Consider the following 22,055-nt stretch of genomic DNA (forward strand, 5'->3'; position numbering starts at 1 on the left):
CCGTCACGGCCGTCGAGGTCTGCCCGGCTTGCCCCGTCGGCGGTAAGCCGTACCGGTTCGACAAACCGCGTTGCTAGCTAAGCGGCTGCTGGCGCGGACATCGCCCGGCGCTCGCTACGGCGATACACCAGGCGATACGCCACGGGAATGACAATCAGCGTCAGCACCGCCGAAACGATCAGGCCGAAGATGATCGCCCCGACGAGCGGCTGCCAAAACTCGCCCCCCCCCGAAAGATTGAAGAAGGTGGGGAGCATGCCCCCCACCGAGGTGAGCATGGTGAGAAGCACGGCCCGCGAACGCTTGGTTCCCGCCTCGACGAGCGCTTCGTCGAGCGACATGCCGCGGCGGCGCGCATCGTTGGCGAAGTCGACGAGCACGATGGCGTCGTTCACCACCACGCCCGTCAGGCTGATCAGACCGATGAACGAGGCCAGGCTGAAATGGAAATCGCACAGCCACATGCCGAGCACGACCCCCACGAAGCTCAGCGGCACGGTGGCCATGACGACCATCGTCTGGCGCAGGCTGTTGAACTCGATAATCAAGATCACGATGATCAGGATGAAACCGATGATCATCGAACGGAGCAGGCCATAGAAGCCCTTGTCGCGTTCCTCGTTCTCGCCCGTGAACGCCGCGCGGAGTCCTTCCGAGGCGGTGCTGCCCTGGCCCAGAAACGCCATGCGATTGCCCACGGCGGGACGGAAGCCGAACTCCGGTAGAATCTCTTTCCGTATTTTCTCGAAGATGTGATCGGGAATCACGTCCATGTCTTTGCGCACGTCGCACATGACCGTCACGGCGCGGTCGTGATCGCGGCGGTTGACGCTGAACAGGCCGTTCTCGCGGCGCACATCGGCCAACTCGTCGACCGTGGCGAAGCGCCCCGAGCTACTGACCAGCATCAGGTTCTTCATGTCGGTGCGATTGCGCTGGAACTCCGGCTTCGCCTGCAGACGCAGCGTGATGTCTTCGTCGTCGATCGGTAATTGGATCGCGGTGTCGCCGAGAATGGCGGTCTGAATCGAGCGGGCGACGTCGGCTTCCGTCATCTGGTACAAGCCGACGACGTCGGGGCGCGGCTCGATCACGATGCCCGGGTTGTCGGGGCGATAATCGGTGCGGGCTTCGACCGTGCCGGGCACCTTTTTCAGCATCTCGACCATTTGTTTGGCCATCGTGCCGAGCCGGTCGAGATCGCGACCCGTCAATCGCACGGCGACGTCGGCGCCCCCCGGCGGTCCCTCTTCGATCTGGTCGATGTGGAATTCCATGCCGGGGATCGGCCGGATCTTGGACCGCACTTCCTCGACGATCTCGTTCTGGTGACGTTTCCGCGCCGAGGGATGCACCAACTCGACCATCACGCGGCCGAACTCGGGTCCCATCGCCGGATCGTTCTCGAGCCGCGAGGCCAGACCGGCCGAGGAGCCGACGGCCGTGACGAAGTGGACCAACTCGCCCGTTTCTTGCAGGTCGGCCAACGGCAGCGCGACGGCGTCGGCCGCGGCGGCCGTTTGCTCGATGCTCGAGCCGAGGGGCATGTTGAAGCTGATCTCGAACTGCCCCCGATCGCTCGGCGGGAAGAAGGTGAAGCCGATGAATCCAAAGTAGAGCATCGCGCTGGCCCAGGCCACGGCGATGGCGCACGTCGACATGACGTACCAGGGGCGCGCGAGCGACCAGCGCAAGATACGCTCGTAGCCATGATAGAAGGGGCCCCACATGCCCCCGGCTTCTCCGCCATCCTCGGCGGTGCGAATGGTCGGCGGAACGTAATTGCGGAAGGCCCAGGCCGCCACGACCGGCACGAGAAAATGGTCCACGATCAGCGAGCCCGCCAGCGACATGGCGACCACGATCGGCAAGACGCCCAGAAAATCGCCCATGATGCCCGGTACGAGGACCATCGGCAGGAAGGCCGCCACGGTGACGACGTCGGCGGCGAAGACCGGCACGGCGACTTCGCGGACGCCCTTCTTGGCGGCTTCGCGCGGATGCTCGCCCATCTCGAGATGGCGATAGATCGCGTCGGCGACGATGATCGCGCCGTCGATCACCATGCCCCCCGAGACGATGTAGGCGAAGATCACCATGTTCGAGATGGCGAATCCGAACAGGTAGAGGAACACCAGCGAGACGGCGGCCGCGAACGGGATGGCCATGATGACCAGTAGCGCCGTCCGCAGCCCCATCGTCCAGGCCAGCACGATCAGCACCACCAGCGAACCGAAGATGGCGTCGGAGCCGAGGGACTGAAACATATAGGCGATTTCCTGCGAGACGTCGCGCGTGCAGGAAAAGTGAATGTGCGGATACTCGAGCGCCAGCTCCGCCACGCGCGCCTTGATCGCGTTGGCCGTGGCCAGCGAGTTGATATCCGATTCCTTGTTGACGATGATCGTGGCGCTATTCAGCCCATCGAGCTGCGCGACGTTCGTCAAGCGCTGATACGTGTCGCTCACGTCGGCCACGTCGGCGACGGTGATGAGCCGGCCTTCTTTTTCGCGAATCACCGCCGTGCGAATGTCGTTCACGTTGCGGAACTTGGTTTCGCTGCGGACGTTCAGATCGAAGTCCTTGGCGTTGAGCGAGCCGCCGGGCATCGGGGCATGAAAGCCCTGCAGCGTGCGCCGCAACTCATCGATCGAGAGCCCGTACTGCACGAGCAGGTCGGGATCGAAGTTCACGTGCAGCTCGCGCTGGCGGCCGCCGAAAAGCTGCGTGTTCGCCACGCCGTGGATGGTTTTGAGATTATCTTGCACCTCTTCCGCGATCTGCTTCAGGCTGCGCTCGTCGAAACCATCGGCCGCGGTGAGGTTAACGAGCATGATCGGCATGCTCTCGAAGTCGATCACGTTGACCGACGGCTGTACCTCGCGTCCCAGTGGCAGCTCGCGGCGCACTTCGTTGATCAGGTGCTCGACGTCGTTGCGCGCCTTGTCGGAGTCGACCCCGTCGAGGAACACGATCTGTGTCACGCTCGAACCACGCATGCTCGTCGAGACGACGAAATCGACGTTGTTCAGTCGCTCGAGTGCCCGTTCGATCTTGCGGGTGATTTGTTCTTCGACCTCGATCGGCTGTGCGCCCGGATAAGGCACGGCCACCATCACGATGGCCGTGTGAATGGCCGGCGTGCGCTGAATGGGAATCAACATGGCCGACATCACCGCGCATAGCATCACGAGCGCGGTGAGAGCCAGGACGATACGAGGATGATCGACGGCCTGATCGCTGAGCTTCATCGACGAACCGGCAAGGGATGAATTTCGGGGGCGTTCGCGGGGGGAGAAAGCAAACAGGATCGAAACGTGCCGGCGTGGCCCCTGTCGACACGTAACGGCTGCTTCCAAGCCATCAGTTTAGACAGGACGCGCGTTCCGCACAGCGCCCGAGTGGGAACCGGCCGAAGAGCACGCCGCAACGGGACTTGGGAGAATACCCGCTCGCCCGTTCCAGGTTTTCATCGCCGACCGCCGAATTGCCGCCACAGCCCGGCCGCGAAGCCAATACGGGTTTGCCCCGCTTACCCTTCTCGCCGCGGAATGGATCCCTCTTTGCGGCGTGACGGCGCGGGGCAGGGGGGCGATCTAAAGGTCGAACTCGGTTTCGGCGGCCAGCACCGGCAGGACCATGATCTTGCCGTCCCCCATGCGACCCGTGCGGGCGATGGAGACGATCTTGCGGACCACTTCTTCGACACGGGTGTCGGCGACCCAGAGGGTAATCTCGACCTTGGGCAGGAAGGCGAGCGAATATTCGCTGCCGCCGTACTGGTCGAGGTAGCTCTTTTGGCGACCGAAGCCTTTGACCTCGCGGATTGTGCAGGCCTCGATCGGAGCGCGTTTCAGCCCGTCGAGCACCTTTTCGACGAGAAACGGTTTGACGACGGCGATGACTTGCTTCACGCGAGACCGCTACGGGAAAGGAGATGCTCAGGGCGTTCGCGGGTCCGCCGGCAGGGCCCGAACGCGTTTGACACTCTTCGCGACTCGTTCGACAATGGCAGGGCCGTCAAATTCGACGACGCGAATGGTGCCACGATTATCGAAGGATCACGCCATGTTGGCAACTGCCCGCGTACGCGGCAAGTCGTATGTACAAATCACCGCCTGGTCGTCACTTGCACTGTTGCTGGCGGTGTCGGGTTGTGGGACGTCGGCGTATGAAGAGCGGCTCGAAGCGACGGTCGGCGCGCTGCGGGCGGGTCCTCCCGCGGCCCGGTCGGGCGAGGCTGCCGAGCCACCAGCAGCCCCCGCTGGTCTGCCAGTCGATGATCCCGTCCCGGGGCAAGAGGCCGTTGAAGCGGCCGGTGCGGCGAATGCCGCCGGGCAGGGGGGCGTCGTCGGACGTACGATTCTCGCCCCGACCGATGTCTTGCCCTAAGCGCGCGGCGACAGCCAAGACGCGTACGAAACCAAGGTTTCAGCAGGCCAGGCGAGCCTAGCTGAAGAAGTTCTCGCCGTAGAGGTTCATCGGCGGCGTCGTGACGACGTCGATGTCCCCCTCGACCTTTGTCTGGCACGAGAGCCGCATCGTCTCTTCGTTGCCGATGTAGGCGAACGAGAGGGCCAGGCGAGCTTTCTCGAACATGCCCTTGTCCGACGTGTTCTCCATGCCCTTGGTGACGAGCACGCGGCAGCTCCCGCACTGGGCGAAGCCGTGGCAATTCAGATAGTTGTGCGGAAACGGGTAGAGCTGAACGCCCGCGTCCAGAGCGGCGCGACGCAGGTTCGTCCCTTCGGGCACCTCGATCTGCTTCTTCTCGTTCACAAAGTTGATGACCGGCATCGAAGTCCCTGCAATGGCTGGAGTTCGGTCGAATGGCCACGGGCGATACGTTCAGGGCTGTATCGGCCGCCGCAACGCAAATCTCAACGTTCAGCCGCGAATTCTAGCCAGACCCGACAGCATCGTCTACCCTGACCACCGGCGGCGCAGGTCGTGACGCGGTCGCAAGTTGCGTAGCGTGGCGCGGGCCCTCTAACGTCGCACCGGTCTCGGCGACGAAATAGATTACACGGCATCGCCGAGGCACTTTCCAACCGCACACGTACCCGAGAAGACAACCACCGATGGTCGAGCGAACGAAGTACCAGCAGCAGATCATCAAGAACTACTACAAGAACCAGGACAACATCCTGCTTTCGCGACTCAGCGATCTGGTCGGCGAGCTCTATCTGGCCGAAGGCAAGGCGAAAGAACGCCATTGGAAGGCCGCCGCCGAGTGCATGACGAAGCTCAAGCTGCCGGCTGCCCGCGTCGAGCATCTCGTCAAGCTCGGCAATCCGGCCCTCATCGCCAAGGTGGTCGAAGAGTTGCACGCCAAGTCCGCGTAGTCTTGCGGCATTCGCAAGTGAGGATGTCATGGGGTGGTGAGTCCGTCCGCGCGTAGCGCCGTCACACGCGCCGCACCGCGTTGCCGCTGACGCGGCGAATCAATCGCCGCACCTCGAGGGCGCTGATCGTGGCCAGCACGCGTGAGACTTCGAGACCGCTCGTTTCGACCACGGCGTCGATCGTGGTGACCTCGGAACGGATCGCGGCCAAGACCTGTTGCTCGATCTCGTTGAGCAGCAGTTCGGCGGGGTGACGCAGCTCCTCTCCGTTCGGGCCTTCGGTAGCGGCGACGAGGGGCCCCAACTCTTCCAGCACGTCGTCGACTGTTTCGACCAGTTTGGCGCCGTCGCGGATCAGGCGATGGCAGCCCTGCGACATGCGATTGTCGACTCGTCCCGGCACGGCGAATACGTCGCGTCCCTGCTCGGCGGCATGGCGGGCTGTGATGAGCGCCCCGCTGCGCTGCGACGCCTCGACGACGATGATGCCCATCGACAGCCCGCTGATGAGGCGGTTACGTTGTGGAAACGTGCCGGCGAGCGGTTTCGTTCGCAAGGGGAGCTCGCTGAGGACCGCCCCCTGGCGGCGAATCTTTTCCGCCAGCCCGAGGTGTTCGGGCGGATAGAGCTCGAGTAGTCCGCTACCGAGCACGGCAATGGTGCGTCCCCCTGCCTCGAGTGCTGCACGGTGTGCCGCGCCATCGATGCCGCGCGCCATGCCGCTGACGACGGTCACGCCGGCGCGTGCGAGACTGGCCGCCAGTCGTTCGGCCTGCTCGAGGCCGTAGTGCGTGGCATGCCGCGAGCCAACGATCGCGACGGCCAATGCATCGCAGGAACGGATCTCGCCCGCGGCGTAGAGCAGTCCGGGCGGGTCGTGGATCTCGGCGAGCGCACGGGGGTAACCGGGTCGGGACGAGAGGAGCAACTCGACACCGTGCCGGCGGCACAAGGCAAGTTCCTCGCGCGCGGCGCCATCGTCGGTGGCGGCGCTGAGGGCGCGCGTCAACTTGGGGCCAATCCCCTCGACCGCACGCAGTTGATCGGGAGCGGCGGCAAAGATGGCCGAGGCCGATCCAAAGCGGTCGATGAGCGCCTGTCGAAGGCGGGGGCCAATGCCCGGAACGAGCGCGAGGCGGATCTCGGCGAGTGCCTCGGTATCAGGCTCCGAGTCGATCGATTGCCCCGGCGCCGTGCGTTCATCGGCCGGTAGCGCCGAGAGTTGTGTCGTCCGTCGCATGCGGCCTGCCCCTGCCACCCAAACGAAGTAATTACCAGGTCAATATAGCGGTGAAACGTCGCCGTCGCGCTAGTTTCCTGCGGCGAATTGCGGGCGAGCTCGTGCATTCGCCCCATCAAGTTAGTAAGCTATCGAAACGATGTCGCCGATGGCTGAGTAAATGGAACACGTTTGTGTGGTCCCGGTTCGACCATCTGCCGGCAATAGGGGCGTGGAGCATATTGCTGGGGGCTTGTCGATTTCCTCGTTATCGCGAAAGGTGCGTAGTATGCGCAAGCTGGGTCTGGCCATCCTGGGCGTCTTGATGCTCGCTCTTCCGTTGGGTGCGCGCACGGCAGTGGTCGCCGCCGAACAGAATATTGGCACGAAGATCGATGGTTTTACTCTGCCCGACTTTCACGGCCAGGACCGCAGCCTAGGCGAAATGGCCGACGTGAAGCTCGTCGTGGTCGCCTTTCTCGGCACCGAGTGCCCGCTGGTTCGGCTCTATGCGCCTCGCCTGGCGGAGCTTTCGCAGCGATTTGCCGATCGTGGCGTGAAGTTCATCGGCATCAATGCCAATCGTCACGACACGGTGGTCGAGATGGCGGACTTTGCGCACAGCTACGGAGTTCCTTTCCCGCTGCTCAAGGATCGTACGGGTGACGTGGCCGATCAGTTTGGCGCCCTGCGCACGCCGGAGGTGTTCCTGCTCGACGGCGATCGCGTGGTACGCTATCGCGGCCGCATCGACGATCAATACGCCGTGGGGATCGCGAAGGAGGAAGCGGGCGAGGAGCACCTGGTCCGCGCCATCGAGGAATTGCTGGCCGGCAAGGAAGTCAGCGTGCCGGCCACCGAGGCCCCGGGCTGCATCATCGCCCGCGTGCCCAAGGTCGAGCCTCATGGCGAGGTGACCTATGCGAATCAGATCTCGCGGATCATGAATAAGCGTTGTGTCGAGTGCCATCGCGAAGGGGAATTGGCGCCGTTCGCGCTGACGAGTTACGAAGAGGTTGCCGGCTGGGGGGAGACGATTCGCGAAGTCGTCAAGGAGGGCCGCATGCCCCCCTGGTTTGCCGACGAGCGCTACGGCCACTTCGTCAACGACGCGAGCATGTCGGACGAAGAGAAGAAGCTGATCGACGAGTGGGTAGCGAACGGCACCCCCGAAGGCGATCTCTCGCAATTACCCGCAGCGCCTCACTTCGCCAACGGTTGGAGAATCGGCGAGCCGGATCTGATCATCAAGATGCCCGAAGCCTTTAACGTGCCGGCGGAAGGGGTGCTCGACTATCAGGATATTCGCGTCGATCCGGGATTCACCGAGGACGTGTGGATCACGGCGGCCGAGGGGCGGCCGGGCAATCCCTCGGTGGTGCATCACATCGTGCTCTTTGCGGTTCCGAAAGGGGAGCGGGGCCGGACCGATACGCAAGGCTTCGGCCAGATGGTGGCCATCTATGCTCCTGGCATGCCGGCATGGGTTTATCCGACAGGCACCGCCATGTGCATTCGCAAGGACATGGATCTGGTGTTCCAGATGCACTACACGCCCAACGGCCGTGCCCAGACCGATCAGAGCAGCGTCGGCCTGAAGTTCACCACCAAGGACAAGGTCAAGCAGAAGATTCGCTACGGCATGGCGCTGAACATGGCCTTCGAGATTCCGCCCCACGCCGACGATCACGAGGTCCAGTCGAAGATCACCTTCCGGCGCGATTCGCTGCTATTGAATCTCTTCCCGCACATGCACTACCGTGGGAAGTCGTTCAAGTTCGAAGCGCTCTACCCGGATGGCACCCAGGAGGTGCTCCTCGACGTGCCCAAATATGACTTCAACTGGCAATTGCGTTACGACTTTACCGAGCCGAAGTTCATGCCCAAGGGGACGAAGATGGTCTGCACGGGCCACTTCGACAACTCGGCCGACAACCCGCGCAACCCGAACCCGGAAGAGAAGGTCACCTTCGGTCTGCAATCGTGGGAAGAAATGATGGTGGGTTATTACACCACCGTCCCCGTCGGCGAGGATCTGGCCTCGGATGATGAGGGAGACGCCAAGTAAGCGCCGTACTTGAAAAAGCAGACGCCCTGCCCATCGATTCGACGCAGCACGCTCACTTACAGCGTGCCGCGGTCGATCACCTGCGCTTCGGTCGAGGGAATCCAGCCGCTGCGACCGTCGTTGAGCTGGATTTCGAGCCAGTCGGCACGACGATCGACGACGCTGAATTCCGTACCGGCGATGAGCGGCTTCTCGAACCGTGGGGCGAAGGCGATGCCTCCCGCCTCGCGGATGATGGCCTCGTTGCCCGTCACGACGCCGTGTGGCGCGTGATCGTGCGAAGCGGCTTCGAGCACGATGCCCGTGCCGCAGCCGGCAACCAGCAAGGCAGCCGGAGCGACCACATAGCGCCAGCGGAATTGGTTGAAGAACCTGGCCGCGATCAGCGACGACCACAGTACGAACCAGGCGCACGCGGTAATGGCCACGAGCAGCCGGCGATAGGCGCCGGCGAACCGCAAGATCTCGATCCAGAGCGGTTGCTGCGGGCGAGGGGGCATCGCTCCGGCCAGCGTGCGGGCGTGTTCGAGATTGACCGCGACCTGTCGATCGCCAGGGGCCAATGATTCGGCTTGCAGATAGCTGGCGATCGCCGCCGGTACGCGGCCACTCTGCAATTCGGCATTCCCGAGATTGAAATAGAGCCGGCTATTGTGGGCGCCATGTTCGGTTAGCAGGCGATACTTCGCTGCCGCCGTGGCGAACTCGCTCTGGGCGACGGCAGGATCGCTGCCGGCCAGATCTTGGCCGCGACTGTAGGCCGCTTCTGCCTCGCCGAGCAGCGTAGCGAGTTGCTCGCGCGTCAGAGTGGTGTCACTCATGCGTACGTTCGTGCCCAGCGCGGCGAGACCGGGTGCGGGGAGCGCCCTCTCGGTCGGTGAGCTACCGAGCCACCAGGCCAGACCACAGGCCACGGCAAGCGACATCGTGCCCGCGAGGGCGATCGTCCAGTTTCGCGGAGTCATTCAACGGTCCTTTCCGCTGGCGCACTCTTGTTCCAGGTGACTCAGGCACTGCCGCGCTTCGGCGACCAGGCGATTCGTATCCTCGACCGGAGCTCCCGCGAACCGGGCCGATTCGCACTCGGAGAGCACACGGTCGAATTCGTGTACGGCCGCGACGTGCGGCATCCGTTCGTCGAGCAGGAACACGGCCTCGCGGCGCGTCAGCCCCCCGACGGGCACCGTACAGCGATCGGCCACGTAGCTCAGCAGGGCCGCCGCGACTCCATCCGGAGTCGCCTGGCGATCGAGCCTGGCCAAGGCATGCTGCGCGGCCAGCTTGGCGCGGCGGCGCGGCGAGACGGTCCAGCCGTCGTTCCAACGCTGCCACACCACCGTGCCGGCAAAGGCCACCGGCGGCAGCAACAGGGCGGCCAACCAGGGCCAAGGTTGGGCCGGTGGATCCCAGGCCAGCACCGAGGGGCCCGTGTAGTTGGCAAAGTTCAACACTGGACGAGCCGCGTCGCGATCGGCCGGGGATGAATCGTCCGTCGCACGCGACGACGGATGTCCGCCGACGATCGAATCGAGCGCCAACTCGTCGGCCGGTTGCACATCGATCGCGATCGGTTCGCTCGTCACCGTGTGGAACGTGCCGGTCGAAGGATCGAAGTACGATAGCGAAATCGCGGGAATCTCGGTCACGCCCGCCTTGCGCGGACGAACCGTGGTGATGAAATGCTTCACATTGTCGCGGACGACACCGGCCAGGGGCTCGTCGGCAACCTTGAAGTTTTCCGTAAGCTGCGATAACTCGGCCAAGGGTGGAGCCGGCAGCAGGTCGAGCCGCGGACCGCCGCTGACGGTGATTCGCAGCGTGATGGGATCGCCCGCCTTTAGCTCATGTGTCGAGGCCTCGGTGGCGATTTCAAATTGCCCCACGGCGCCGCGGAAGTCGGCCGGTCGGCCGGTGGTGGGGAGCGGCTTGATCTCGGTCGAAGCAAGCTGAGCGTCGGCCACGACGATCTGGTTGCTCGAAATCGCCAGTCGTCCGAACGAGAGCAGGCCGCCGGCCCGCTCGAGCCCGGTGGGATACGCCACGACGACCTGCACGTTGCCGCCGGGCACGGTGCCCGCGGCTTGGGGCTGCACGGTCGATTGCAGTTCGTAGAGGTAATAGCTGCGTTCGACGCCGTCGCGATCCGCGCGGCGAACCTGGCGGAAGGGAGGCAGCTCGCGCTGGCTGGTCAGCCTGGCCAACGATTCTTGGAAGGGCCCCCACTGGCTGCGGTCTGCCAGCACAAGATTCCAAGTGTCTTCCGGCGAGAGGGTCACGTCGTAGGGAGCGTTGTGATACACCTCGATCCAGAGCCGCAACGTCACCTTCAGCGGCTCGCCGACGTAGACCGACGGGCGGTCTCCCATGATCTCGGCGATCACGTGATCGCTCGGCTCAATGGCATGGGCCTCGAACGAGAGCGCGGGGGTCGTGAAGCGATGTCCATCGACGTCGAGCGTCTGTGCGGGGACTTCATGCTGTCCTGGCTTGCGCGGCGTCAATTCCCAGGCGTAGGTGATGGATGAAGATTGCGAGAGCCGTCCATTGATGATCGTGGTTTGCGAGCTGCGGCTGGGGGCCCCGAGCGAGCGGACCTCGACGTCGGGCAATTTCGGCGCGGCGGGCTCGCTGGGCTGACTGACGTTCTTCACGGTGACGTAAAGCGTGACGGGAAAACCGACCGTCGTCTCGCGACTCGAAAGCTCCGCCGCGACATCGGCGGCTCGGGCAGTCGCGCCCGTCGCGAAGACCAGCGCGGCCACGGCGAGTGCCGAGGTGACGATTCTTTTTGTCGAGCGTGCGTTCATGGTTTGCCTTTCGACTTCTCCGCCCACGAAACCGTTGCGAACGAGCGTTTCTCTTTCCCCCACCGGCCGCACGCGGCGGCCCGGCTACGAGCCCTTACCAGTCGCGATCGACGGGGCGTTGCCGTGCTTGTTCGCGACGCAGTTGCTCGTAGCGGCGGAGCAGGTCGCGGTCGCGGACGGCTTGGAGGAGCTTTTGGGCTTCCTGCTTGGACATTTCGCCGTCCGCTTCCGCGGTACCTTCTACCTGTTCATTACGAGCCTCGGCGGTATCGCGGTTCGCCGACTGGCCGGCGGCCGAAAGTTTGCCCTCGGGGAGCTTCTGGTCCTGCGGTTTCTGCTCATCCCCCGGCTCGGCGGGATCGGCCTTGCTAGCGTCCTCTTCGCCCGTTTCCGAGCGGGGAGGTGCCGTTTGGCTCGTCCCGGACGGGGATTGCTGCTGCTTTTGCTGGTCTTGCTCGTGTTCCCGCGGTTGATCGGCCGAGGCCTGGTCCGCTGGCCGAGGTTGATGTTCGGGCTGATCCTGTTCGTCCTGACCCGCGGAGTCCGCCAACTGATGCTTTTGCTCGTCTTGCGGCTCTTGCCGAGCTTGCTCATTTTGTTGACCGGATGAGGGAGAGTGGTCCGGCGACTGTTCACCCTTGGGTTGCTCGGATCCCGAACCCTGTTGCTGTTGATCCTGGGGCTCTTTCTCTTCCTGGCCGGCGGATTGCTGCTGCGAGTTCGATTCCTGTTGCTCTTGCTGCTGCCGATCGGCCGACTGCTGCTGATCCTGGTTGCTCGAATCGTTCGGCTGCTGCTGATCGGCCGATTGCTGGTCTTGTTGCGACTGTTGCTCGTTCGGTGACTGCTTTTGCTGCGACTGATTCTGCTGTTGTTCGTTTTGTTCTTGTTGCTGCTGATCCTGTTGCTGCGGATCTTTGGACGAGTCGCTTTGCTGGTCTTGCTGTTGGTCTTGCTGTTGGTCTTGCTGTTGGTCTTGCTGTTGGTCTTGCTGCGACTGGTCGTTTTGTTGCTGCTGTTGATCCTGCCGCTGTTCTTGTTTTTGTTGCTCTTGCTGCTGGCGGAGTTGCTCTTTCAGACGCAGCGCCAGTTCGAGGTTCGCCCGGGCGTCGGCGTCAGCAGGAGCCGCGGTAAGGGCATCGCGGTAGTGCGCGACAGCGGTGTCGAGTTGCTGGATCGCGCGCTCCGGGGCTTGCTGGGCCATTTCTACCGCGTCGGCATACGAACAGTTGCCCAGGTTGAAGCGTGCCCGGGCTTCGACGTTTTGCGGCGCGCGAGCGACCACGCGCGCCCACAACTCGGCAGCCTGGGCACGATCTCCCTGGCGGTACAACTCGACCGCGTGGTTGTAGATTTGCTCGGGCGAGGCGGTCGCGACGTTAAAGGCCGCCGCTTCGGCCAGCGGTTCGACCTGGGGATCCTGCCCCTTTTCGCTAACGCGTGCGGTGCTGGGCGGTGTGGACCTGGCCGCAGGCTTCGCGTCTGCCAGTGCCACCGGCGAAGACACCGCCAGCACGCCACCGGCGAGCACGACGCTCGACCACCAACGTCGTGGATGGATGCGGAAAAGATGTCTCATCGGGAGACCGGCTCCTTTCGCGGCAGGGTCTTGCGCCGCTCGCTGATAAATGGCTCGAGCGCGGCACACGCCAACGCCAGTCCGATGAACCACTGGTAGCGCGGGATGTAGGCGTTCACGCGGGCGTCGGCGAACGATTTCTCTTCGACCGACGTGAGGTAGCGGTGATAGACCGCTCCCATGTTCACCTGCTTCGTGCCGGCGGGCACGAAGGCGCCCCCCGCCTCGACCGCCACTTTTTCGAGCAACTCGGGATTGGCCTTGGTCCACACATCCTGTCCTTCGTACTGGAGCCAGGCGTTGCTGCCGCGGGCGGTGCGAATCGGAATGCGAGCCCCCTGGTTCGAGTCGCCGATGGCCACGGTAAAGACGCGGATGCCTTGATCCTGGTAGACCTCTCTGGCCGCGTTGGTGGGATCGTGTCCCTGATCTTCGCCATCGGTCAGGACCACGATCGCGCGGTGATTGCCGCTGCGATCGAGGAACGAGCTGGCGGCAAGATGCAGCGCCTCGGACAAGTCCGATCCGCCGCGCGTCACGCTGTGCGGTCCGACTTCGTCGAGCGTCTGACGGAACTCGCGATAGTTGGTCGTCAGTGGAGCCTTGCGCGAGGCCGTGCCCGCGAAGGTGACCAGGCCGACCCGGTCCCCCTCCATTTCGTCGACCATGTCGCCGATGTATTGCTTGGCCCGTTCGAGCCGATTGGGGGCCGCATCTTGAGCCAGCATCGAGTGCGACACATCGAGCAGGAAGACGACATCCATCCCGCGCTGGGGAACTTCGCGCCACGACTTGCCCCAGCGCACGTCGAGCAGGGCCAGGGCCACGGCGGCGAGCGAGGCGATGACCAAAGCGGTCTTGAGCCAGCGGCGACGAGGATTCCACTGCGGAGCGACGGCCCCGTGCAGATTGCTCGTAGCGAACGTGGCCATCGCCCGGCGACCGCGAAACGCCGCGTAGATCAACAGCGCGCCGGCCGCCAGCACGATCCACAACAGGTGGAAGTAGGCCGGGTTGCCGATCAAATAGTCGTACATGTTCTCGATCCTCACGCTCCGTGTGCGGTTGTTCTTGCCGGTTACTACGGAAACCGTCGCAACAGGGTCGCGCTCAGGGCACATTCGCCCGCCAGCAGGCCGAACGCCGCGAAGAGCAGGGGGGGAAAGCTCCAGCCACGCTCTTGGAACGGCTGAACGGCCAGTTCGCGGTAGTCGGTGAACCGTTGTTCTTCGACCTTCGATTTTTCCAACCGGTCGATCTCGGCGTAGATGCGCTCGAGAGAGTCGGTGTCGGTGGCGCGGAAGTACTGGCCGCCGGTTTCCTCGGCCAGCTTGGTGAGCGTCTCTTCGTCGATGCTCACCTGCACCCAACGCATGACCATTTCGCCCGAGAAGGGATCTTCGACTGGAACGGGGGCTTCGCCTCGCGTGCCGACGCCGATCGTGTAGATCTTGACGCCCAGGGTCTTGGCCACGGTGGCGGCCGCCAGTGGATCGAGATCCCCCGCGTTGTTCTCGCCGTCGGTCAGCAGCACGATTACCTTGCTCTTGACCGGCGCCGCGCCGTCGCGGCGGCTATCTTCGAGTCCTTGCAGCCGTTCGACGGCCAGGCCCAGGGCATCGCCGATCGCGGTGCCGTCCTCACGTTCGTCGCTCACGATCTGCGACGTTCGCAAGGCGTCGACCGTATAGCCGTGATCGAGCGTCAGCGGGCATGTGGCGTCGGCAAAGCGGGCGAACGTGATCAGTCCGACCAGGTCATTCGTGCGGCCGGTCAGCCCCTCGCCGCCGGAGATGAAATCGGCCGCGACGCGCTTGAGCGCCGTCAGTCGATCGACCGGCTGGCCATCGAGCTCGAAGTCGTGGGCTCGCATGCTGCCCGAGCGGTCGACGACCATCTGAATGGCGATGCCTTCGGCGTCCGTGGTGGTGAGCGTCTTGCCCCACTGCGGGCGAGCCAGGGCCACGACCAGCACCACCAGCGCGGCGACTCGCAACGCGGCGGGCAACCAGGCGAGTCGCGTACGCCAGGTCGAGCCTGTGGCCCGGGCCACGTCGAGCGAGCTGAACTTTACCGCCGACCAAGGCCGCTTGACGAACAAACGCCAGGCCACCAGCGGGACGAGCAAGAGCAACAGCGCAAACCAGATCGAAGGGGAATGGAACGTCATGTCGTAACCTCTTGGGGTTCACGCGACGGGCGAGCGGTAGTCGTCGTGCCAGCGCTGGCGTTCGCCGGGTGGTCTGGCTGGGTCTCTTCCGCGGTGCCGCGGACAAACGTTTCGGCCGCCCCACGCGCGGCATACACGTCGTCGCTGGCCGGCGAGAAGCAGGCGAACTTCACCAGGTCAGCCGCTTCGAGAAACCGGGTCAGGAGTCGCTTGTGCTCGGTGGCGAAGTTCGCGTTGTGCGTCAGGCCGGCAAGGAACTCGGGGGTCGTCTGGCGCGGTGCTCGCAGGGCGAATCGCCGCTCGATGTAGCTACGCACGATATCAGTCATGACCACATACAGGTCCTGCATCCGGCCGCGAGCGAGATATTCGTCCACCTCGACCCGGGCCAACTCGGCGAGCGCCCATTCGGCCGCGGTGAGCGGACGACGGTCTCGGCGGTACCACCACACACCGGCCGCCGTGGCAATCGCGGCTGCTCCGCTGGCATACCACCACCACCACAGGGGCGTCGTCAGAGGCGGTGCGATTTCCACTTCCCCCTTGATGTCGTGAAACTTCAACGGGTCGGCATCGGCCGGCAGCGTCGAAGCGATCTCGATCGACAGCGTGGGCGAAGTCAGCTCGCCCGTTGTTTGAACGCCCGCCTTGTTCGTCTTGTAGGCGATGGTGACACCGGGCACCTCGACCGGGCCGGCCGCGAGCGATTCGACCACTTGCATGCGGGTCCAGGTGCGTCCGTTGTCGCTGGGCACGTCGAAGGCGTCACGCGTCTCGCGGACAGTGAGCGAACCGAGCGTTTGTTCGTCGGCAGGGAAGGTGACGAGAGTTCCGGTAGGGGCCTCGACGCGGAAGCGGATCGTCACGGGATCGGCCACCTGCGCCGTCGCGCGATCGGCGGTCACGGTGAAGTGGACGCCATCTTTCTCGGTGGATTGCGTGACAGAAGCTGTTGCATTCGCGGTTGTTTGATCCGTTGCAATAGCTGGAGTTGCCGTAGCGAGCAGTGCCAACAACAGGATCGCACTGCTGCGACCAACGGCTCGCGCCGTCCGTGCCCTGCCAGTAGTGCCACGCCAGCGACGACTCGAATTGGTCGAGTCGGCACTAGCACATCGCACCTTCGTGTTCTTTGCGCCTTCGCGGTGCAATTTCTTCACAGCGTTGCGTTGAAATAAGTCGTCGAGTGTCATCGTGCTCTCCGGGCTCCGCGTTTGTGGAACAGTCGGCGGAGCGGCTCGACGAAATCTTCACCGGTCGCCAGCGTGACGGGATCCATTTTCAGTCGTCGCAGGAGCTGCTTGCGCGTTTGATGCTCCGCCTCGGCACGTGCCTTGTATTCCGCTCGCCAGGCGGGGCTCGAGGTGTCGACGAGCATCATTTCGCCCGTTTCGGCATCGGCTAACTCGACGAGGCCCACGTTCGGCAGTTCCTGTTCGCGGCGGTCGCCGATCATGATCGGGATGATGTCGTGGCGGCGGCGCGCGACGCGCAAGGCTCGTTCGTAGCCCCGGTCCTGAAAGTCGCTGATCAGAAAGACCACCGAGCGGCGATCGACCGTCTTGTTCAAGTGGTCGAGCGCGGCGGTGATGTTCGTCCCGCTGCCGATCGGTTGACAGTAGAGCAGCTCGCGAATGACCCGCAGCACGTGCTTCGAGCGTTTGCCGGGGGGGACCACCTTCTCGATCTGATCGGTGAAGAGGATCAGCCCGACCTTGTCGTCGCTCTTGATGGCCGAGAAGGCGAGCGTGGCGCCCAGTTCGGCCACCAGCTCGCGCTTGAGCTGATGCTGAGTGCCGACGTCTTGCGAGGCGCTCAGATCGACGAGCAGATAGACGGTGAGTTCGCGTTCTTCGCGAAACTGCTTGATATAAGGATCGCCTGCCCGGGCGGTGACGTTCCAGTCGATGGCGCGAACGTCGTCACCTTCAAAGTAGGGACGCACCTCTTCGAACTCGATCCCGCGCCCCTTGAAGGCGGAACGATACTGCCCGCTCATCAAGGAGTCGACGATGTGCGTCGTGTGAATCTCGACACGACGGATCTTCTTGAGCATGTCCTTGGGAATCATGAGTGGTCAGTGGTCAGTGGTCAGGGGGCAGGGGTCAGGGGGCAGGGGTCAGTGGGCAGTGAGTGGCTGACCACTAGCCACCGACCACTGTCCACTCTGCTTAAGGTACGGCGACGTGATCGAGCACCATGCGGACGATGTCGGCCGAGGTCTTCTCCTCGGCTTCCGCTTCGTACGTGACGATGACGCGGTGACGCAGCACGTCGGGGGCCATGTCTTTCACGTCTTGCGGCACGACGTAGCCACGACCGCGGAGGAAAGCGCTCGCCTTGGCGGCCAAGGTCAGATTGATCGTCGCGCGCGGCGAGGCGCCGAATTGCACCAACTCGGCCAGCCCGGGCAGACCCGACTTCGACGGTTCACGCGTCGCCATGATGAGATCCACCACGTAATCCTCGATCCGCGGATCGACATAGATCTCGTCGACCAGTTCGCGTGCCGACACGATATGCGCCGGCGTCAGCACCGAGCTTACGGCAAAGGTCGGACGGGTGCGGGCCATGCGGCGGAGAATCTCACGTTCCTCCTCCCGGTTCGGATAGCCCACGATGACCTTGAGCATGAAGCGGTCGACCTGAGCTTCGGGCAGCGGGTAGGTCCCTTCCTGCTCGATCGGGTTTTGCGTGGCCATCACGAGGAACGGATTGTCGAGCGGGAACGTCTCGCCGCCGATCGTGACCTGGCGTTCTTGCATCGCTTCGAGTAGGGCGCTCTGTACCTTGGCCGGCGCACGATTGATTTCGTCGGCCAGGATCAGGTTGGCGAAGATCGGACCCTTCCGCACGACGAACTCTTGCGTCTGCGGACGATAGATCTGCGTACCGACGAGATCGGCCGGCAGCAAGTCGGGGGTGAACTGAATGCGGCTGAAGGTGGTCGAGATGCCGCGCGACAGCGAGGCGACGGCGGTCGTCTTGGCCAGACCGGGCACACCTTCGATCAGCAAGTGGCCGTTGCCCAGCAGGCCCACCAGCATCTGGTGAATGAGCCGGTCCTGGCCGACGAGCACGCGGCCGATTTCGTCGACGAGCTGGCGGAAGGGTTGGCTGCGCTGCTTGATTTCTTCGCCCAGTTCGGCGATACGTCGGTGCGCGGAATCAGCGTGGACGGTGGCCATGCGTGGCACTCCTGTCGGGTCGTGCTGGGGTGGCGGGCGTGATTTCGCCGGCCGATAAGATGTTGGGCGTGTTGCCGCCATTCCTACGGCGACCCCGAAAAAATGGTTCGCCAGCGGCAAAAAGACTTGGCCTAGACGGGGGCGTACGACCGGACGAGCCGGCGAAACCCCACTCACCGGCCGATTGAGAACGCCTCATGCGAGGAGGCAGACGCGAGCCCGATCAATCGATGAGCAGAAGGGTGCCCAAAGGTTGACCGGGGTGGCACAGTATTAACCTGGCGCGGCACGTCATGCACGTCCGAACTCGCACCGACTTGCTCCCTCTGCCCCTGTCGGTGCGCCTCGCTGACGGGGGCATCCTGAAAAAACCGTCAGGTTCGCAGCATGCCGCTCTCCGGCGAGCGGAGTTTGCGCTACTTCACGTCCTTGAGCCCGGTGGCGGCCGGAGCGAAGCGGCCCGTCATGATGTAGATGTTGACGAGCGCCCGGTTCATCATTTCTTCGCCCGCCCCGAGTTGCACGGGAGACATGGTCGGGTCGGCGCCGTAGCCGCCTTCGGACGCGGCCTCGATCGTCGGGAAGTACAACTGGTGCCCGTTGGCATAGCCGAAGAAGAGCGTGTGATCGAGATACGAACGCTCCTTGAGACGGTTCGAGTGGTTCGAGAAGAACTCGCCCGAGCCGCTCACGATCGCCAGGTTGCCGTTGAGCACGATGGTGTTCATCTCCGGCTTGAGGCCGTCGCCGTACTCCTCCATGAAGTTCTTCACCAACTCGGGGAAGAACGCGCGGGAGAACACGCCGGTAATGAGCGGGTTCTTGAAATTCACGCGCGAGCCGAAATGGAAGTGATCGACGCGTCCGTCGACCGAGGGCTTTTCGGGCACCGAGGTGGATGCCGAGCCTGCGAGTTCAAGCACGCGATCGGCCAGGGCATGGCCGAAGTTCTCCGGTCCGCCGCGGCCGTCGACGGGGTTCGGGCTCATATCGCCCCCCGCTCCCTGCATGAAGACGACCGGCACCGACATCGCGCCGGAGACTTTCCGCTTCATGAAGCCCGGGTAGTCGGCCGAGAACTTCAAAAGCTTGTCATCGGTCATCACCGGATGGGCCGCGAAGTTCACCAGCAGCGCAATCGGCTGGCCGTCGAGATCATCGAAGCGGAGCACCGCCAGTTCGGGATCGGTCACTTTCGGCTCGCGCTTCGTGTGACGATTGCGATTGTAGTCGAGCTTTTGCTTGGCGAGGCCCATTCGTGCCGGTTTCGCGTTCTTATCCGCTTCGAGGATCGCGTCGATGAGAAGCTGCGGCAGCTTCTTGGCATACTGCACCGCGTCGTCGTATTTCCCCTGGCCGTAGCCCGGGCGATCGGTGAGCTCGATCACCGGTCCGTGATGCGAGTGGCTGCCACTGATAATGACGTGCTCGATGCCGGCCTTCTCGCGGAGCGTGTTGCGAATTTCTTCCATCATCCAGGGAGTGGGACCGCGACCGATGTCGGTGCCGACGATGGCCAGCTTGTCGTCGCCCGCGTGAATGACGAGGGCCACGGCCATGAGCTTGTCGAGCGTCCCCTCGGAGAGTGCATCGTGCCGGGCGGCATAACCCCACATCGGCAAGCGCCCCTCGGGCGTGATGTCGCGCTCGGCCACCCCCACGGCAAACGTGTTCTTGTCGGCGGCATTCGCCGCAGCCGGCCCGGTCACGGCCGGAATCAGAGAAAACGCGACGAGCGCAAGGCTAACACGAAGCAACGGACGGAACAGCGAGAAGCGGTGCATGGCGGGTTCTTCCGCGGACGGGAAGTTCATCGGGGGTGCGGGGGCTGGATCGAGACGTGGCCCGGCAGTCCGAGGTTCAAAGGCTCCCCAAGCTGCGACGGGCAATCGTTCGACTGTAGCCTGCCGGGGGATGGAATTCCAGCTTCTATCGCACGGCGGGGGGCGAGAAAGCCGGGCTCGTTCAGCCCTCCTTGCGGCGGTAAATCTCGATGATGCAGAAGTCTTTCGGCTCGTACCGGGGGGCATTTTCGTCCCAGGCGAAGTGCGATTCCAGGGAGGAAAGAATCTCGACGCAACCCCGCAGCTCGTAGTTCGCTGCCAGATAGGTCGGAATCCAGTGCAGGATCGGAGTGGGGACTCCCGGCTGCTGAAGCCAGTCGTGTACGTGGACGATGAACTTGGGCCTGGCCGTGGTGATCTCTTCGATCATGCTCTGCTGCATCGCCACGGCGTACGGCTGCACCTCGAGCAAGGGATAGGCGTACATGTGCCCCGTCGCGGCGCGACGCTGCGCCAGAAAATAAATCTGCGGTTGCGAGCCCAACACGGCAATCGAGTCGTCCGGGCTGCTGTGCGCCTTGATGTACTCAGCCACTTGAGGACATTCGTTGAACGGGTTGTATCCGTAGGTGAGTCGCGATAGCTCCCAAGGGGATTTGGTCAGCAGATACCGGGCCGAGGTCGTCACCGGCCACACAACGAGCATCAGGGCCGTGACGACGCCCACGACGAGTCGCACGCGCTGCGATGGCGAGGCCGCTCGCGTATCGGCGGGCGAGCTCGCCAACCAGCGCAGGCCGATTGCCGCCAGCACCGCCACGACGGGCCAGATCAGGAAGAAATAGTGAGGGCGGAAGTGCCAGCCAGGTATAAAGGCCAGCCACGAGCCGACGATCCAGGCAGCGATCAAGAGACCGAATTCATTGGTGCGACGACGCAGCACGATCAGCACTCCGCCGGCGGCGGCCGCCGCTAGCAGCGGCCAGATCGGCGGCATTTGCAGGGAGAGTGCGAGCATCAATCGTTCGATGCCAAAGTCCAGCGCATCGTTGGTCGCGTAGGCCCGCGCGTAGTCGATCGTCCAGAGCTTGAACAGGGCCAAGGTTCCGCCCCACGCTAACAGACCGACGGTGATGGCCAACGGCAGGACGAGGCCGCCGCCAAACGCGATTCCCGTCACGAGCCACGACCGCCGCCGATCGCGGTCGCGGAATAAACCCGCGGCGAGACCGACGACACCGGTCAGCGCCAGGAAGGCGCCGTGCTGCTTCATCAGGGCGCCCATGCCGAACAGAATGCCGGCCAGCATCCACACTCTCCAGCGAGGCGAACGCCATGCATGCATCAACAGCAAAACACCAGGCAGCGCGCAGGCGAGCACGAAATGCTGCGATTGCGTGGTCATCGGCTGAACGCCCCGGCTGTAGCACAAGGCGGCAAACGCCGCCGCGCTCCAAACGCCTCCCCAGTCGTCGAGCAGTCGTCGCCCGATCAGGAACATCCAGACGAGATTGATGCTCGTCACGAGGATCAATCCCAGATGGACGCCGACGGTGGTTTGTCCAAAAAGCAGCTCGATACCGGCGTAGGCGGCGTAGATGCCTGGCCACTTCATGGCATAGCAGGAGCGGTAGGGGGGCTCGCCCGCCAGCAGCCGCTGACCACCGTAGGCGAACTCCCCTTCATCGCGCTCGAAGGGCACGTCGAGCAGGGGCCACCGCAAGGCGAGGTTCGCCGCGAGAACCAGGCCGAGGATGAGCCAGGGGAGCACGGGACGCAACCTTGCGAAGTATTCGCCGCGAGGTCCGTCGTTTGTCGCGGGTAGCGATATCGGCATGGGGGACTCGTTTTCAGCGCAAGCCGAATCCAACGCGGGGCGGGCGTAGCAGGGGTTC

The 22,055-nt window shown here is 63.9% G+C and carries 17 protein-coding genes; 3 read left to right on the forward strand and 14 right to left on the reverse strand.

Annotated elements, in window-relative coordinates; all coding sequences use genetic code 11:
* Positions 1-77 precede the first annotated feature (77 nt).
* Together KF708_00185 and KF708_00190 are read right to left on the reverse strand one after the other, a co-directional pair.
* Positions 78-3,251, reverse strand: coding sequence for an efflux RND transporter permease subunit (locus tag KF708_00185; protein MBX3411103.1), 3,174 nt, complete (start codon positions 3,249-3,251; stop codon positions 78-80).
* Positions 3,252-3,596: 345 nt separating this feature from the next.
* The gene (locus KF708_00190; GenBank protein ID MBX3411104.1) at positions 3,597-3,914 is read right to left on the reverse strand and encodes a P-II family nitrogen regulator; all 318 of its coding nucleotides are present in this window, start codon (positions 3,912-3,914) and stop codon (positions 3,597-3,599) included.
* A 154-nt stretch (positions 3,915-4,068) separates the two neighbouring features.
* Here KF708_00190 and KF708_00195 point away from each other — a divergent pair, with 154 nt between their 5' ends.
* On the forward strand, positions 4,069-4,392 hold the full coding sequence (locus tag KF708_00195; protein MBX3411105.1) for a hypothetical protein: 324 nt from the start codon (positions 4,069-4,071) through the stop codon (positions 4,390-4,392).
* 57 nt (positions 4,393-4,449) lie between these two features.
* Here the strand turns inward: KF708_00195 and KF708_00200 are convergent, their stop codons facing one another.
* Positions 4,450-4,797 carry a (2Fe-2S)-binding protein gene (locus KF708_00200; GenBank protein MBX3411106.1) on the reverse strand — a complete coding sequence of 116 codons (348 nt, stop codon included), beginning with the start codon at positions 4,795-4,797 and terminating at the stop codon, positions 4,450-4,452.
* A gap of 284 nt (positions 4,798-5,081) precedes the next feature.
* On the opposite strand from KF708_00200, the gene KF708_00205 reads away from it, so the two are divergent.
* Positions 5,082-5,345, forward strand: coding sequence for a hypothetical protein (locus KF708_00205; protein MBX3411107.1), 264 nt, complete (start codon positions 5,082-5,084; stop codon positions 5,343-5,345).
* A 61-nt stretch (positions 5,346-5,406) separates the two neighbouring features.
* Here KF708_00205 and dprA read toward each other — a convergent pair whose 3' ends face one another.
* A complete protein-coding gene (gene dprA / locus KF708_00210; GenBank protein ID MBX3411108.1) occupies positions 5,407-6,585 on the reverse strand; it encodes a DNA-processing protein DprA in 1,179 nt (392 codons plus the stop codon).
* Positions 6,586-6,853: 268 nt separating this feature from the next.
* Here dprA and KF708_00215 point away from each other — a divergent pair, with 268 nt between their 5' ends.
* Positions 6,854-8,632 (forward strand): redoxin domain-containing protein, encoded by a 1,779-nt coding sequence (locus KF708_00215; protein MBX3411109.1) that lies wholly within the window; start codon positions 6,854-6,856, stop codon positions 8,630-8,632.
* Positions 8,633-8,688: 56 nt separating this feature from the next.
* Here the strand turns inward: KF708_00215 and KF708_00220 are convergent, their stop codons facing one another.
* From KF708_00220 to KF708_00265, 10 genes are all read right to left on the reverse strand, one after another.
* Complete coding sequence (locus tag KF708_00220; GenBank protein ID MBX3411110.1) at positions 8,689-9,597, reverse strand: hypothetical protein; 909 nt, start codon at positions 9,595-9,597, stop codon at positions 8,689-8,691.
* A complete protein-coding gene (locus KF708_00225) occupies positions 9,598-11,439 on the reverse strand; it encodes a BatD family protein (GenBank protein MBX3411111.1) in 1,842 nt (613 codons plus the stop codon).
* 94 nt (positions 11,440-11,533) lie between these two features.
* Complete coding sequence (locus KF708_00230) at positions 11,534-13,018, reverse strand: hypothetical protein (protein MBX3411112.1); 1,485 nt, start codon at positions 13,016-13,018, stop codon at positions 11,534-11,536.
* A complete protein-coding gene (locus KF708_00235; protein MBX3411113.1) occupies positions 13,015-14,055 on the reverse strand; it encodes a VWA domain-containing protein in 1,041 nt (346 codons plus the stop codon). Before KF708_00235 ends, KF708_00230 begins: the two co-directional genes overlap by 4 nt.
* A gap of 44 nt (positions 14,056-14,099) precedes the next feature.
* Positions 14,100-15,188 carry a VWA domain-containing protein gene (locus KF708_00240; GenBank protein MBX3411114.1) on the reverse strand — a complete coding sequence of 363 codons (1,089 nt, stop codon included), beginning with the start codon at positions 15,186-15,188 and terminating at the stop codon, positions 14,100-14,102.
* Entirely contained in the window at positions 15,185-16,093 is a 909-nt protein-coding gene (locus KF708_00245) for a hypothetical protein (GenBank protein MBX3411115.1), read from the reverse strand. Before KF708_00245 ends, KF708_00240 begins: the two co-directional genes overlap by 4 nt.
* Positions 16,094-16,377: 284 nt before the next feature.
* Entirely contained in the window at positions 16,378-17,259 is an 882-nt protein-coding gene (locus KF708_00250) for a DUF58 domain-containing protein (GenBank protein ID MBX3411116.1), read from the reverse strand.
* 100 nt (positions 17,260-17,359) lie between these two features.
* Positions 17,360-18,376, reverse strand: coding sequence for an AAA family ATPase (locus KF708_00255; protein MBX3411117.1), 1,017 nt, complete (start codon positions 18,374-18,376; stop codon positions 17,360-17,362).
* 416 nt (positions 18,377-18,792) lie between these two features.
* Positions 18,793-20,160, reverse strand: coding sequence for a neutral/alkaline non-lysosomal ceramidase N-terminal domain-containing protein (locus tag KF708_00260; protein ID MBX3411118.1), 1,368 nt, complete (start codon positions 20,158-20,160; stop codon positions 18,793-18,795).
* Between the two features lie 181 nt (positions 20,161-20,341).
* Positions 20,342-21,997, reverse strand: a complete 1,656-nt coding sequence (locus tag KF708_00265) for a glycosyltransferase family 39 protein (GenBank protein MBX3411119.1) — start codon at positions 21,995-21,997, stop codon at positions 20,342-20,344.
* Positions 21,998-22,055 lie beyond the last annotated feature (58 nt).

The organism is Pirellulales bacterium (assembly GCA_019636335.1).
Taxonomy (GTDB): Bacteria; Planctomycetota; Planctomycetia; order Pirellulales; family JAEUIK01; genus JAHBXR01.